This window comes from Clostridium sp. CS1-1 (genome assembly GCF_056135525.1).
Genome location: NZ_CM148680.1, coordinates 4,602,513 through 4,617,119, shown reverse-complemented (window position 1 = coordinate 4,617,119; position 14,607 = coordinate 4,602,513). Strand labels below are relative to the sequence as shown.

General features: G+C 32.5%; 12 protein-coding genes. 11 read left to right on the top strand and 1 reads right to left on the bottom strand.

Going from position 1 to position 14,607, the window contains the following annotated elements; genetic code table 11:
* Positions 1 to 25 precede the first annotated feature (25 nt).
* The 9 genes from acsV (at position 26) to AC0N0V_RS21830 (ending at position 8,761) form a co-directional block, all read left to right on the top strand.
* Positions 26 to 1,954, top strand: a complete 1,929-nt coding sequence (gene acsV, locus AC0N0V_RS21870) for a corrinoid activation/regeneration protein AcsV (RefSeq protein ID WP_474461005.1) — start codon at positions 26 to 28, stop codon at positions 1,952 to 1,954.
* Between the two features lie 63 nt (positions 1,955 to 2,017).
* Positions 2,018 to 2,224, top strand: coding sequence for a CooT family nickel-binding protein (locus AC0N0V_RS21865; RefSeq protein WP_474461003.1), 207 nt, complete (start codon positions 2,018 to 2,020; stop codon positions 2,222 to 2,224).
* A gap of 33 nt (positions 2,225 to 2,257) precedes the next feature.
* Entirely contained in the window at positions 2,258 to 2,707 is a 450-nt protein-coding gene (locus AC0N0V_RS21860) for a DUF8180 domain-containing protein (RefSeq protein WP_474461002.1), read from the top strand.
* 39 nt (positions 2,708 to 2,746) lie between these two features.
* Complete coding sequence (locus AC0N0V_RS21855) at positions 2,747 to 3,400, top strand: DUF3786 domain-containing protein (protein WP_474461001.1); 654 nt, start codon at positions 2,747 to 2,749, stop codon at positions 3,398 to 3,400.
* A gap of 150 nt (positions 3,401 to 3,550) precedes the next feature.
* Complete coding sequence (locus tag AC0N0V_RS21850) at positions 3,551 to 4,408, top strand: formate/nitrite transporter family protein (RefSeq protein ID WP_474461000.1); 858 nt, start codon at positions 3,551 to 3,553, stop codon at positions 4,406 to 4,408.
* Between the two features lie 331 nt (positions 4,409 to 4,739).
* Positions 4,740 to 6,173, top strand: coding sequence for an FAD-dependent oxidoreductase (locus AC0N0V_RS21845; protein ID WP_474460998.1), 1,434 nt, complete (start codon positions 4,740 to 4,742; stop codon positions 6,171 to 6,173).
* A gap of 82 nt (positions 6,174 to 6,255) precedes the next feature.
* Positions 6,256 to 7,515, top strand: a complete 1,260-nt coding sequence (locus AC0N0V_RS21840; RefSeq protein ID WP_474460997.1) for an NAD(P)/FAD-dependent oxidoreductase — start codon at positions 6,256 to 6,258, stop codon at positions 7,513 to 7,515.
* Positions 7,516 to 7,519: 4 nt separating this feature from the next.
* A complete protein-coding gene (locus AC0N0V_RS21835; protein WP_474460996.1) occupies positions 7,520 to 7,903 on the top strand; it encodes a DUF1667 domain-containing protein in 384 nt (127 codons plus the stop codon).
* 189 nt (positions 7,904 to 8,092) lie between these two features.
* The gene (locus AC0N0V_RS21830) at positions 8,093 to 8,761 is read left to right on the top strand and encodes a DUF1836 domain-containing protein (protein WP_474460995.1); all 669 of its coding nucleotides are present in this window, start codon (positions 8,093 to 8,095) and stop codon (positions 8,759 to 8,761) included.
* A gap of 29 nt (positions 8,762 to 8,790) precedes the next feature.
* On the opposite strand, the gene AC0N0V_RS21825 is transcribed toward AC0N0V_RS21830, so the two are convergent.
* A complete protein-coding gene (locus AC0N0V_RS21825) occupies positions 8,791 to 9,420 on the bottom strand; it encodes a RusA family crossover junction endodeoxyribonuclease (protein ID WP_474460994.1) in 630 nt (209 codons plus the stop codon).
* A gap of 162 nt (positions 9,421 to 9,582) precedes the next feature.
* Between AC0N0V_RS21825 and tsaD the strand changes: the two genes are divergently transcribed.
* Both tsaD and AC0N0V_RS21815 read left to right on the top strand, forming a co-directional pair.
* Positions 9,583 to 10,608 (top strand): tRNA (adenosine(37)-N6)-threonylcarbamoyltransferase complex transferase subunit TsaD, encoded by a 1,026-nt coding sequence (gene tsaD / locus AC0N0V_RS21820; protein ID WP_474460992.1) that lies wholly within the window; start codon positions 9,583 to 9,585, stop codon positions 10,606 to 10,608.
* 475 nt (positions 10,609 to 11,083) lie between these two features.
* Positions 11,084 to 14,521 carry a pyruvate carboxylase gene (locus AC0N0V_RS21815; protein ID WP_474460991.1) on the top strand — a complete coding sequence of 1,146 codons (3,438 nt, stop codon included), beginning with the start codon at positions 11,084 to 11,086 and terminating at the stop codon, positions 14,519 to 14,521.
* Positions 14,522 to 14,607: the final 86 nt, after the last annotated feature.

Genomic DNA, 14,607 nt, shown 5'->3' with positions numbered 1-14,607 from the left:
TTTTTTAAGGAGGTATTCGCACGATATGTTAAAAGTAAAGTTTATTCCACACAATAAGGAAATAGAAGTGGTTGAGGGAGAAAATTTACTAGAAGTAGCAAGAAAAGCGGAAATTTTTATAGATGCTCCATGTAATGGTAATGGAGTTTGTGGGAAATGTAAAGTTAAAATAGTTTTCGGAAAGGTACATAGCGAAAAAAGCAGGCATATAAGTGAGGAAGAATTAAATGAGGGATATACTCTTGCTTGTTGTTCTAAAGTAATACAAGATATTGTCGTTGAGGTTCCGCATAACGCATCTTCAGCAATGTATGGAATGAAAATTGAAGATTTGTCTGGAGAGAGAGAACAACAAATATTTGAAAGAGCAAAGAGCCAAGTATTTGAGAATGGGTTGGAATTTAAAGCTTACGTAAAAAAGGACTATGTACAACTAGATATGCCAACTTTAGATGATAATATATCTGATTTTGAGAGAATAAAACGACATTTGAGAACTGAATTAGGATATAATCAAGTGTTTTGCAGACTTTCTATGCTAAAAAGGATACCTCCATTATTAAGAAAAGCTGATTTTAAAGTAACAATTACCCATATACCAAGAGGTGAGGGAAAAACTACAATAATTAATATAGAAGCTGGAGATACATCGGATAGATTGTATGGTGTAGCACTAGATATTGGAACTACATCTGTGGCAGCATGTTTAGTTGATTTACATAAAGGAAAACTTGTTGCAAAAGCATCCTCTGGAAATGCTCAGATAAAATATGGAGCAGACGTGATAAATAGAATAATGTATTCAACAAAAGGAAATGGACTCAAAGAATTAAATGATGCAATTATAAAAGAAACAATAAATCCATTACTTATGAAAATGTACAAAGATTCCGGTATAGATAAGAATGAGGTTGTATCCTTTGTAGCAGCTGGAAATACAACAATGTCCCATCTATTTCTAGGAATTTATCCAAACTATTTAAGAATGGAACCATATATACCAGCCTTCGTAAAAGCACCATTTATAAAGGCATCAGAGATTGGAATAGAAATAAATTCAGAAACTTTTATTTATTTAGCACCTTCAGTAGCTAGTTATGTAGGGGGAGACATTACATCAGGAGTGTTGTCCTCTGGATTATGGTTCAGTGATGAAAATATACTTTTTATTGACTTAGGGACAAATGGAGAAATTGTATTTGGAAATAAGGAATTTTTAATGACTTGTGCTTGTTCAGCAGGTCCTGCCTTTGAGGGTGGAGAAATAAGTTGTGGAATGAGAGCTGCCAGTGGGGCCATAGAAGAAATTAAAATTGATAAATCCACTTATGATCCTAAACTTGGGATAATAGGAAATAAAAAACCTTTAGGAATCTGTGGTTCAGGAATAATTGACTTAATATGTGAAATGATGCTTTCGGGAATAATTGATAGAAGAGGAAAAATAGTAAAAAATTTAAATACAACTAGAATAAGAGTCGATGAGCATGGAATTGGTGAATATGTCCTTGTGTTCAAAGATGAATATGGGTTAGAAAATGATATTGCCATAACGGAAGTTGATATAGATAATTTTATTAGAGCAAAAGCTGCTATTTATTCAGGGGTTACTACTTTGCTTAATAGCCTTGGAATGGATTTCACTATGATAGATAAGGTATATATAGCAGGTGGTATAGGGAATAGTTTGGATATTGAGAATTCAATAAAAATAGGTATGTTACCAGATATTGAGAGAGAGAAGATATCATATATAGGGAACAGTTCTCTTATAGGATGTTATTTGACGCTAATGAGTGAAGACGCAAGACATAAACTAGAGAGTGTATCGGAGCAGATGACTTATGTAGAGCTTAGTGTAGAACCAGGATACATGGATGAATTTGTATCAGCATGTTTCTTACCACATACCGATATTAATAAGTTTCCAACTGTTAAGGAAATTTTAGGTTAGAGTGATTGTATAGTGTTTTGAAAGATTATACAATTAAGTTAGGAAAAAGGAGGTAATAAAAAAATGTGTGAATCAACAGCTTATTTAATAACACCAGATGGTGAACGTAAATTGATGGAATATGTGGTAGATGTAGTTCCTAAGTCAAATGGAAGGCTAGCATTAACAGATATTTTAGGAGAAGAGCAGATAATAGAAGGAATATTAAAGGAAATAAGATTATTAGAACACAAGATAATAATAGAAAAGACAAAAAATAATCAATCTTAACATTAAATTGAAACAAAGGATGGTGGAATTATAATGTGTAACGAAAATCTGCATCATGGACATAATCACGGAGATACTCATAGTCATGAACATGAGCATGCTCATATTCACGAGCATCAACATGGTGAACAAGAACATAATCACGAACATACTCACATGCATCAACATGACCATAGCCATAACCACAGTGAAGGTCATGCTCATAATCATTCTAATGAGGAATATCATTGTCATGGGGATAACCATAATCATGATCATGAGTACGAGTCAGCAGCAGATAGTTCAACTAAAGAAGAAAAAACTTTAAAGCTTTTACTAAGCCATTGGATAGAACATAATAAATCACATGAACAAGGCTTTGAGGAGTGGGTTGAAAAGTCAAAACAAATGAATAAAGTGGAAACGGCTGCATTTATACAAGAGGCAATTGAATTTATGAAAAAAGCAGATGCAATGTTACTAGAGGCTCAAAAGCACATGTAAGGTTTTATCCCTCGCTTTTTAGCGGGGGAAATTCATGAAGTGAAGGAGACTATAAAGATGGATATGGTCGCTATCGAAGAGAAAAGAAAAGATAAGATACCTTATGATTATCATAGAAGTATATTTAAAGAGTTTGATCCTGAGATTATATCACAGAATACTGGGTGCCCTTATAATAGTGAAACTGGTGAGTTTGTAGTAAGATTAATGGGGGAGAATATAATTGTTAAATATCCAAGTGGAGATATAGTTAAGGCAGATGGCTCTGAAATAGAAAAGTACCCACCTAAGACTTTAATTCTTAGATATTTAATTAATGCTAAGGGAGTTGCTCCACTAAATAAGGATATAACTTATAGGGATGTTGATGGCGGTAATGTGTATTATAGAAATTTTAGCGGAAGATGTTTGATGAGGCTAGCTAAGACCTTTGGCAATAGTGTAGATAAGTTTAAAGATGTATTTAAGAAACTAGAGGCAAAAGAGATAAACATGGGAGATGCGGCATATAGATTCGAATTTCTTAATAATATATATGTTACCTTTGCATTGTGGAGTGGCGATGATGAATTCCCACCTACATCTCAAATTTTATTTGACGCTAATGTTCCGTTTTATTTTACAGCAGAGGACTTAGCTGTAGTTGGAGATGTTTCTATTGGTAAGATTACTAATATGATGTATTCAAGATAAGCCACAGCACTTGTTGTTAAAATATTATCAATAATAATCTGGTTAATGGTGCGGATTAAGGAAAGATGTTAGTTAACTTCTTAGTTTTACTTGATATTTATAGTTCATATTAATTATTTTTTATAAAGTTAATATTAAAGGAGAGCTTATATGGAGAGTAGAATGTTAAAACCAACAGAATTATGTGATGTATCCATAGGGGTAGGATGTGGTAAAGCTAGTTTGACATTATTACAACAAACAGTGCTTGGCATTATGGCAGGAATATTTATAGCACTTGGAGGAGCGGCTTCATCGGTAGCTTCTCATAGTATTACAGATGCGGGGTTAGCTAAGTTTGTAGCAGGAGGGATATTCCCAGTAGGGTTAATACTTGTAGTTATCTGTGGAGCAGAGTTATTTACAGGTAATTGTCTAATGGTTGTGCCTTTGATGGACGGTAAAATAAGTTTCAAAGATTTAATTAGAAATTGGTTAATAGTTTATTTTGGAAATTTCATTGGTTCGATAATTATAGCTTTTTTAGTATTCCAGTCAGGGATGCTGAATATTAACTCTGGTAAACTTGGGGCTACAGTAATAAAGGTAGCTTCTGCAAAAGGGAACCTACCATTCTGGACAGCATTCTCAAGTGCCATATTATGTAATTTACTAGTTTGCCTTGCTGTTTGGGGAACAGCTGCAGCTAAAGATATCATAGGAAAAGTAGCTATAGCTTGGTTTCCTGTAATGGCGTTTGTGACCTGTGGTTTCGAACACTGTGTTGCTAATATGTACTTTTTAACAATAGGTATTTTTGCAAAGTCAAATACCGCATTTGCACAGGCATCAGGTATTTCAGCGGACAAGTTAATAAATTTTTCTAGTATGTTTCATAATTTGCTTCCTGTGACCCTGGGGAATATAGTTGGAGGTGCAGTCTTGGTAGGGCTAAGTTACTATGTTGCATATAAGCATGGAGCTAAAGTAAATAGCAAACCTACAGGAAAATTAATTGATGTAAAATAGGGATTTTTCTTTAGATCTTAATGAATGGTGAAAACGAATATGTAGTATTAAATAATATATAATATTTTCGATGCGATTCTTAAATTATAAACTAGAAAATTAAAGTATTTGAAACATAAAATAAGAATAGGCGCTTTAAGAATATAATCTTACCGAATTTAAATAGTTTTAATCATTGAATAACATCAGTGAGTATGATAAAATAAAACTATAATTTAAGTAAGTTAATATTAAGGCAGAGTTTAAGAGAGCCAAATTTTTAGATGTAACTGTAGTTACGTCTTGAATTTGAGCTCTCTTTTTGTTTTATAATTTAAGGAGGTATATGTTAATGTTTGATGTAACAATAATCGGATCAGGAATTATAGGATGTTCAATAGCTAGAGAGTTATCAAGATATAGTTTAAAAGTATGTGTAGTAGATAAGGACTCAGATATAGGAAATGGAACCACTAAAGCGAATAGTGCTATAGTACATGCTGGATTTGATGCCAAATCTGGTAGTCTAAAAGGTAAGTTAAATGCGATTGGAAATGCTATGTTTGATAAACTAGCCGAAGAGTTAGACTTCCCATTTAAAAGAATAGGTTCACTAGTACTATGTTTTGATGAAAATGATATAAACAAGCTTTATGAATTAAAAGAGCAAGGAGAGAAAAATGGAGTACCAGATCTTCAAGTTTTAGATGGAAATAAGGTAAGGGAAATGGAACCCAATTTAAGTAGTGAGGTAGTTGCAGCATTATATGCCCCAACAGGTGGAATAGTTTGTCCTTACGAAATGACTATAGCTTTAGCAGAAAATGCTTATACTAATGGTGTAGAATTTAAATTCCAAACAGAAGTAAAAGGGATTGAAAAAGAAGAAAATTATATAATAAAAACTAATGAAGGTAATATTGAGACAAAAATTATAATAAATGCTGCAGGTTTATTTTCAGATGATATAAATAATATGATAAGTAAAAACAAAATTCATATAATTCCTAGAAAAGGTGAGTATTGTCTATTTGATAAGGCAGCTGGAAATACTGTTTCAAGGACTATATTCCAACTACCAACTAGGATGGGAAAAGGAACTTTAGTTACTCCAACAGTAGACGGAAATTTATTAATAGGTCCTAATGCTACAGAGATAGAGGATAAAAATGATCTGACTACAACTAGTGAAGGTATTGATGAAATATTAAACAAAGCTTCAATTAGTATAAAGCAAATACCTATGAGGCAAATAATTACTTCTTTTTCAGGACTTAGAGCTCATTGTACAGCAGACGATTTTATTATAGGAGAAGTAGAAGATGCAGAAAACTTTATAAATGCTGCGGGAATTGAGTCACCAGGACTTTCAAGTGCACCGTCAATAGCAGAGATGGTAAAAAGTATAGTTTTAGCAAAGTTACAACCAAAAGTAAACTCCGAATTTAACCCAATAAGAAAAGGAATTCCAAAATTTAGAGAAATGAGCAACGAAGAAAGAAAGAAGCTTATAGAAAGAGATTCAAGATATGGTAAGATAATATGTAGATGTGAAACTGTCACTGAAGGAGAAATAATAAATGCAATAAGAAGACCTTTAGGTGGAAAAACACTAGATGGTATCAAAAGAAGAACAAGAGCAGGAATGGGAAGGTGCCAGGCTGGATTCTGCGCAACTAAAATAGTCGAGATTTTATCAAGAGAACTTAACGTATCTCCTATTGAGATAACTAAGTTTGGTGGAAATTCTAATATATTGGTGGGAAAAGATAAGGATAGTATTTAATTTTATTGTAAGTATTTGCATAAAGCTTTTGTAAGCGAATTTGAGGAAATTATAAAATTACAATTGTTGGAGGGTTAAAGGCATGAAAGAATACGATATAGTTATAATTGGTGGAGGACCAGCAGGTCTTGCGGCAGCAATTTCAGCTAAAGAAGAAGGAATAGATAATATTTTAATATTAGAAAGAGATACTCAATTGGGTGGAATATTAAACCAATGTATTCATAATGGATTTGGGCTTCATACTTTTAAAGAAGAATTGACAGGACCAGAATACGCTCAAAGATTTATAGATAAATTAGAGGATATGAAAATACCATACAAATTAAATACAATGGTGCTTGATTTAAATAAAGATAAGATTATAACAGCCGTTAACGAAGAAGATGGGATTATTGAAATAAAGGCAAAGGCTGTAATTCTGGCTATGGGATGCAGAGAAAGACCGAGAGGAGCAATAAACATACCTGGCAGCAGATCAGCGGGAATATATACTGCTGGATCAGCACAAAAATTTGTAAATGTAGAGGGATTTATGCCAGGTAAGGAAGTTGTAATACTAGGGTCAGGAGATATAGGACTTATAATGGCAAGAAGAATGACACTTGAAGGTGCTAAGGTTAAAGCTGTAGTTGAACTTATGCCATATTCTAGTGGACTTAAGAGAAATATAGTTCAATGTCTTGATGATTTCAATATACCTTTGAAGTTAAGTCATACAGTGATAGATATAAAAGGTAAAGATAGGGTTGAAGGTGTAACTATTGCTAAAGTTGATGAAAATAGAAAACAGATAAAAGGATCAGAAGAATTTATTCCATGTGATACATTACTTTTATCAGTTGGATTGCTTCCAGAAAATGAACTTTCAAGAAATGCTGACGTTAAATTATCAAATATAACTGGTGGGCCAGAAGTTGATGAAAGTCTTGAAACAAGTGAAGAAGGTATATTTGCATGTGGAAATGTACTGCATGTTCATGATTTAGTTGATAATGTTTCCGTTGAAAGCTCTAATGCTGGTAAAAATGCTGTAAATTATGTAAGAGGCAAGAGATTTGATGGCAAGAAAATAGAAATTGTAGCTACAGGTGGAGTTAGATATACAGTTCCTAAATATATTAATCCTGAAAATATAGAAAAATTGATTGACGTAAGATTTAGAGTAGGTGAGGTATACAAAGATAAGTTTGTATCAGTTTACTTTGACGATAATAGAGAAATGCACGTAAAGAAAAGAATACTTGCTCCAGGTGAAATGGAAACTGTAAAGCTTACTAAAGCAATGTTTGAAAAGTATCCTGATTGCGAAAAAATAACCATTAAGGTGGAAGGAGAATAACAATATGAGAGATTTAGTATGTATTGGATGCCCTATAGGTTGTGAGCTTCAAGTTAAGATAGAAGGAAATATAGTTACTGAGGTTACGGGAAATACTTGCAAAAGAGGGGAAGACTATGCTAAAAAGGAATGTACTAATCCTACAAGAATAGTTACTTCATCAGTATGTGTAGATAGCGGAGAAATAGATATGGTTGCTGTTAAGACTGAAAGTGATATACCTAAGGATAAGATATTTGATTGTGTAAGAGCACTAAAAGGCATAGTAGTAAAAGCACCTATAAATATCGGAGATGTAATAATAGAGAATGTACTTGAAACTGGAGTTAATATAGTAGCAACTAGAAAAGTAGACAAAGTTGATAATAAAATAAACAAAATAGCTTAATGATAAAAATAGCTGGTATAGGTAACTATATCAGCTATTTTTATATAAGTTATGTCCTAAATATGATATAATTAAAGTAAATAAGAGAATACGTTATATTTGAAAAGCAACTCGATATCCTATATTCTTACTAATAGAAATCGTTGGTATTAATTATATAATAAATAAAGTTGGAGGAAGATAACCGAAATGAATGAAAATGAATTGAAAAGGATTATAGAAGAAATTAGTTCTTTCGAGCAATTAAACCTTTCTGCTATTCCAGATATAGATTTATATATGGATCAGGTAACTACATTTATTGACGAAAAGCTTTCCTATCTAAAGCGAAATGAAAAAGACAGTATACTTACAAAAACAATGATAAATAATTATACTAAAGCTGGCATTGTATTACCACCAAAAAGAAAGAAATATTCAAAGCAACATATGATATTAATTATACTAACCTATTACTTAAAACAAGTCCTTTCAATAGGTGATATACAAAGTTTACTTTCCCCAATTGTTAAGTCAATAAATTCTGGAGAGAATTACGAGAAGGATTTAGAGGATATTTATAATAAGTTTTTAGAAATAGAGAAAGAAGAGACTTTAAGCTTTAAAGATAGTTTCAAAGATAAGATTGATACAGAATTAGAAGAAAGTCTTAAAGAAGAGATCGAGGATGAACTAGAAGATAAGATAAATGAAGACTCTTTACAAGAATCAAATATTATTGGAAATGAAGATAAGAATAAAGATAAAGAGATTAGCAAACTAATCATGACTGTAATAACTTTAGTGGTAAGAGCGAGTATACAAAAAAGAATGGCAGAAAAGATAATTGATGAATTACTTAATGGAACTAGTAAATAAGGCTAAAGACAAAATAGCTTGTCTTTAGCTTAAAACAATTTTTTAAGACAGATTTTGCATATAATCGTCTTACCCTTATTAGCAGAGACAGAGTCCTCTTTTTTTATTGATTTGCCACATACTTCACAACACAATTTGTTTTTATCAGCATTGGAAGTGGAGCGATTAATAGAAAACTCAGAGTCTTTTTTTCTATTTGCAGGTGGAGAATATTCTATAGGATCATCTATTGTTTCTTTTTTTATTATAGAATATTCCATAGAATAAATACTCTCAACAAAAAGTTCTAGTTCGAACCTAGGATTTTCCTCATCATAAAACTCCTCTATTACAATCCTTCGTATCTGAGCATCGTTTATTATCAGTCCGCTTTTTTCAATACCATCAAAGATACTCTTTGTAATGTTATTAGTATCGGGATGTCTTTTTTTACTTTTATAGTAAACTCTTAATATTGCTATTAAAGATTCAGTAAATACCTTTCCAGGATTTTGACTTCGAGCTTCATAAGCTATTTGTTCTTCATATAGAGCATATCTATCATGATATTTTCCAGAGTTATAAGGTAATATAGCTCTACCATTTATATTAAAAAGTTTAAAGTTAGACTTAGATATAGGGGAGCCTTTTACTATAACCTTTGCATAATTGTAATCCATAATTTACTCCTTCTTTTGCCAGGTATGTTTGTATTTTATATAATTATAGCATAATATTAATGAGATAGTTAGTAAGTAGCAGACAGTTGCCAATTGTCAACTGTCTACTATATAAGTATAATATTTATTAGTACTTCTAATAAAATAAAGTGAGGGAAACATATGAATAAGGATATAAAAATACTTGCTATAGAGAGCAGCTGTGATGAAACATCGGCGGCCGTTGTAGTTAATGGAAGAGAAGTTTTATCAAATATAATATCATCTCAAATAGATATACATACAAAGTTTGGAGGAGTTGTACCAGAAGTTGCATCTAGAAAACATGTAGAGGTTGTTTCAATGGTAGTGCAAGAGGCTTTAGATAAAGCAGGAATAACCTTACAAAATATAGATGCGATAGGGGTTACCTATGGACCAGGGTTAGTTGGAGCGCTTTTGGTTGGTCTTCAATATGCAAAAGGACTAGCTTATGCCATAGATAAGCCTTTGATAGCAGTAAATCATATAGAAGGACACATAAGCGCTAATTTTATACAATATAAAGATTTAAAGCCACCTTTTGTATGTCTAGTAGTATCAGGAGGTCACACGTTCATAGTATACATGAAGGATTACGGTGAGTTTGAAGTTTTAGGTCAAACCAGAGATGATGCAGCAGGAGAGGCCTATGATAAAGTTGCTAGAGCGATAGGACTTGGTTACCCAGGTGGGCCTAAAATCGATAAGATATCAAGAGAAGGAAATGCAGATGCAATAAAATTTCCAAGAGCTAACTTTCATGATGATAAATCACTAGATTTTTCATTTAGTGGAGTTAAATCTGCAGTGCTGAACTATTTAAATCAAATGGAAATGAAAAGTGAAGAGGTGAATAGAGCGGATGTTGCGGCATCCTTCCAGAAAGCTGTTGTAAGCTTTTTGGTTGACAATGCTATGAAAGCCTGCAAATTAAAAGGAGTTAACAAAATAGCAGTAGCAGGTGGAGTTGCATCAAATACATACCTTAGAGAGAATTTAATTAAAGCAGGAAGAGAAAGAGATATAGAAGTTTTATTTCCAGAGTTTGTATTATGTACTGATAATGCCGCTATGATAGGAAGTGCTGCTTATTTTGAATATATAAAAGGGAACGTTGCTCCTTTAACATTAAATGCAATTCCGAACCTAAAACTTGGTGAAAGATAAGAACGTAGAGTCATCGGATAAACGGATGGAATAAAAAGATGCCTAAACTCGGTAGAGTTTAGGTATTTTTTTATTCTTGTTGATATTAACTAATATGGTTAATATCAACAAGAATAAGTATAAAGGGTATTAGAGTAACACAATTACGAATTGTGGTACATTATTTACAAAATAAAATATATACTATATAATAATGTTAATAGATTATTGAATCTGTATTAGTTTAAAAGTTGCATATGCATTTTTGGTTGTGAACAGTATAGAAAGATAAAATATTAAATTTTTGTGAAGAAATATATAATCAATGATATAAACAATAAATTTTCATTTTAAATAAATGCAAGGAAAAAAATTTTTAAATGCAATTGAAATAATTTTAGTATTTGTATATAATATTATTATCTTGTTAATATTTATGATGAAAAATTAATAATTATTCAATATATTGTAATCTTTATAAAAGGGGATGAGTTACTTGGTTAAAAAATTTAAAAGAGTTCTTGTGGCCAATAGAGGTGAAATTGCAATAAGAATTTTCAGAGCTTGTCAAGAACTTGGGATAAGAACCGTAGCAATATATTCTGAGGAGGATAAACGATCTCTCTTTAGAACTAAAGCTGATGAAGCTTATTTAATAGGAAAGAATAAGGGTCCAGTAGAGGCCTATTTAAATATTGATGAAATAATAAGTCTTGCACTCAAAAAGGGTGTTGATGCTATACATCCTGGATATGGCTTTTTATCTGAAAATGTTGAGTTTGCAAGAAAATGTCATGAGGCTGGTATTGAATTTGTAGGACCGACTTCAGAGATGATGGATAAGCTTGGAGATAAAATCAAATCAAAAATTGTTGCACAAAATGCAGGAGTTCCTACTATACCGGGAGTTGAAAAACCTATAGAATCAGAAGAGGAAGCAGTAGAGTTTGCCAGAAGCTGCGGCTATCCTGTAATGCTAAAAGCAGCTGCAGGTGGTGGCGGTAGAGGAATGAGAATAGTAACAAAAGAAGAAGAAGTTATACAATCCTATAGAAGTGCCAAGAATGAAGCTAAAAAAGCTTTTGGAATTGATGATATATTTATTGAGAAATATCTTGAAAAGCCTAAGCATATTGAAGTTCAAATACTTGCAGATAAGTATGGTAATGTAGTGCATTTATATGAAAGAGATTGCTCTGTACAAAGAAGGCATCAGAAGGTTGTAGAATTTACACCTGCAGTAGCTCTTTCAGAAGAAAAGAGAAAAGCTATATGTGATGATGCATTAAAAATAGCTAGAACAGTAGGATATAGAAGTGCAGGAACACTAGAATTTTTAGTAGATAAAAAAGGTAATCATTATTTTATAGAGATGAATCCTAGAATACAAGTTGAGCATACAGTAACAGAAATGGTTACTGGAGTAGATATTGTACAAAGCCAGCTTTTGATAGCAGAAGGATATTCTCTAGATTCTAAAGAGTTAGGAATATATTCACAAGATGACATAAAACCTAGAGGGTTTGCTATTCAGTGCAGAGTAACCACTGAGGACCCTTCTAATAATTTTGCACCAGATACAGGTAAAATTGATGTATATAGAACTGGATCAGGTTTTGGTATAAGACTTGATGGAGGAAGTGGATTTACTGGAGCCGTTATAAGTCCTTACTACGATAGCCTTCTAGTTAAAACTACAGCTTGGTCAAGAACATTCCAAGATGCTATAAGGAAATCAACTCGTTCTATAAAAGAAATGACAATTTCCGGAGTGAAAACTAATGTTGACTTCTTAATAAATGTATTAAATCATGAGCAATTTGCTAAAGGTGAATGTGATACTAACTTTATAGCAGATAATCCTGAGTTATTTGATATAACTCCACAAACTGATGAGGAATTAAGAGTACTTAAGTTTATTGGTGAGAAAGTTGTCAATGAAACTCATGGACAAAAAACAGATTTTGATGTACCTGTAGTTCCAAAGGTAAGTGTAAATGAACCTTTAAGAGGAACAAAGCAGATACTAGATGAAGAAGGACCACAAGGACTTGTTAAATGGATTAAGGAGCAAAATAAACTACTTTTAACTGATACAACAATGAGAGATGCCCATCAATCACTTATGGCTACAAGAATGAGAACTAAAGACATGATTAAAGTAGCTAAGGCTCAATCAGCACTTGGAAAAGACTTATTCTCTATGGAGATGTGGGGAGGAGCAACTTTTGACGTTGCTTACAGATTTTTAAAGGAATCTCCTTGGGAAAGACTTACTGAGCTAAGAAAAAGAGTACCAAACGTATTATTTCAAATGCTTATAAGAGGGGCAAATGCAGTAGGATACAAAAACTATCCAGACAATGTTATTAGGGAATTTATAAGAGAATCTGCTGAATCGGGAATAGATGTATTTAGAATATTTGACTCATTAAATTGGTTAAAGGGAATGGAAGTTGCCATTGATGAGACGTTAAAACAAAATAAAATAGCAGAAGCATGTATGTGTTATACTGGAGATATTCTTGATGAGTCTAGAGACAAATACAGTTTGGAATATTATATAAAGCTTGCTAAGGAAATCGAGAAAACAGGAGCTCATATTCTTGGAATAAAGGATATGTCAGCTTTGTTAAAACCATATGCAGCATTAAAGCTTATAAGGGCATTAAAGAATGAAATATCTATACCAATTCACCTTCATACTCACGATACTACAGGTAATGGTGTAGCAACAGTTCTTATGGCAGCCCATGCAGGAGTGGATATTGTAGATACTGCTTTTAACAGCGTATCAGGGCTTACAAGTCAACCGGCTTTAAACTCAGTAGTAGCAGCACTTAAAAATACAGAAAGAGACACAGGTATAGACTTAGATGGACTTCAAAAGTTATCTGATTATTGGAGTGCTGTAAGACCAGTTTACAGTCAGTTTGAATCAGGTTTAAAAACAGGAAGTGCAGAAATATATAAATACGAAATACCTGGTGGACAGTATTCTAATCTTAAACCTCAAGTTGAAAGTTTTGGATTAGGTCATAGATTCGATGAAGTAAAAGAGATGTTTAAAGAAGTGAATGATATGGTTGGAGATATAGTAAAAGTAACTCCATCATCAAAAATGGTTGGAGATTTAGCTATATTTATGGTTCAAAATGATTTAACGTCTAAGAATATATATGAAAAGGCTAAGAATATGACATTCCCTGATTCTGCAGTATCATACTTTAAAGGTATGATGGGTCAGCCTATGGGTGGATTCCCTGAGAATTTACAAAAGATAGTATTAAAAGAAGAGAAACCTATTACTTGCAGACCAGGCGAAATGTTACCTGATGAGGACTTTGGTAAGATAGCTGGGCACTTAGAAAATAAGTATAAGATGCAACCATCGAAAAAGGATTTAATAAGTTACGCTTTATATCCTGATGTATTCGAAAGCTACTTAAAATACATCAAGGAAAATGGAGATTTTAGTCGTATGGGAAGTGATGTATTCTTCCATGGATTAGCTGAGGGAGAGACTTCAGAGATTGAAATCGCCGAAGGAAAGACACTAATTGTTCAGCTTTTGGAAATGGGGAAGGTTGACAACCAAGGAAACAGAACTGTAGTATTTGAGATTAATGGTAATAGAAGAGATGTAAAGATAAAAGATAAGTCTAGTAACACCGCAGCACGAGGATATGAAGAAGAGATAGTTATGGCTGATTCTGAGAATAACATGGAAATAGGAGCAAGTATTCCAGGAAACATTCTTAAGGTACTTGTTAAAGAAGGCGATAAGGTAAAAGAGGGAGATAGCTTAGTTGTTATTGAGGCTATGAAGATGGAGACCAATATAACTGCGGCTGTTTCAGGAGTAATTGAAAATATATTCATTAAAGAAGGACAACAGGTTAAGTCAGGACAGTTATTAATTAAACTAAAATAAAAGATTATTTAAAAACACTCTACCTAGTTCAAGTGGGTAGGGTGTTTTTTATTTGTTTTAAATTTCATGTTTAGAACTTATTTTAT

What these genes read in the sequence shown, in the direction of transcription:
- acsV (WP_474461005.1), top strand. Translation starts at nt 26, where the DNA reads ATGTTAAAAGTAAAGTTTATTCCACACAATAAGGAAATAGAAGTGGTT.
- AC0N0V_RS21865 (WP_474461003.1), top strand. Translation starts at nt 2,018, where the DNA reads ATGTGTGAATCAACAGCTTATTTAATAACACCAGATGGTGAACGTAAA.
- AC0N0V_RS21860 (WP_474461002.1), top strand. Translation starts at nt 2,258, where the DNA reads ATGTGTAACGAAAATCTGCATCATGGACATAATCACGGAGATACTCAT.
- AC0N0V_RS21850 (WP_474461000.1), top strand. Translation starts at nt 3,551, where the DNA reads ATGGAGAGTAGAATGTTAAAACCAACAGAATTATGTGATGTATCCATA.
- AC0N0V_RS21845 (WP_474460998.1), top strand. Translation starts at nt 4,740, where the DNA reads ATGTTTGATGTAACAATAATCGGATCAGGAATTATAGGATGTTCAATA.
- AC0N0V_RS21840 (WP_474460997.1), top strand. Translation starts at nt 6,256, where the DNA reads ATGAAAGAATACGATATAGTTATAATTGGTGGAGGACCAGCAGGTCTT.
- AC0N0V_RS21835 (WP_474460996.1), top strand. Translation starts at nt 7,520, where the DNA reads ATGAGAGATTTAGTATGTATTGGATGCCCTATAGGTTGTGAGCTTCAA.
- AC0N0V_RS21830 (WP_474460995.1), top strand. Translation starts at nt 8,093, where the DNA reads ATGAATGAAAATGAATTGAAAAGGATTATAGAAGAAATTAGTTCTTTC.
- AC0N0V_RS21825 (WP_474460994.1), bottom strand. Translation starts at nt 9,420, where the DNA reads ATGGATTACAATTATGCAAAGGTTATAGTAAAAGGCTCCCCTATATCT.
- tsaD (WP_474460992.1), top strand. Translation starts at nt 9,583, where the DNA reads ATGAATAAGGATATAAAAATACTTGCTATAGAGAGCAGCTGTGATGAA.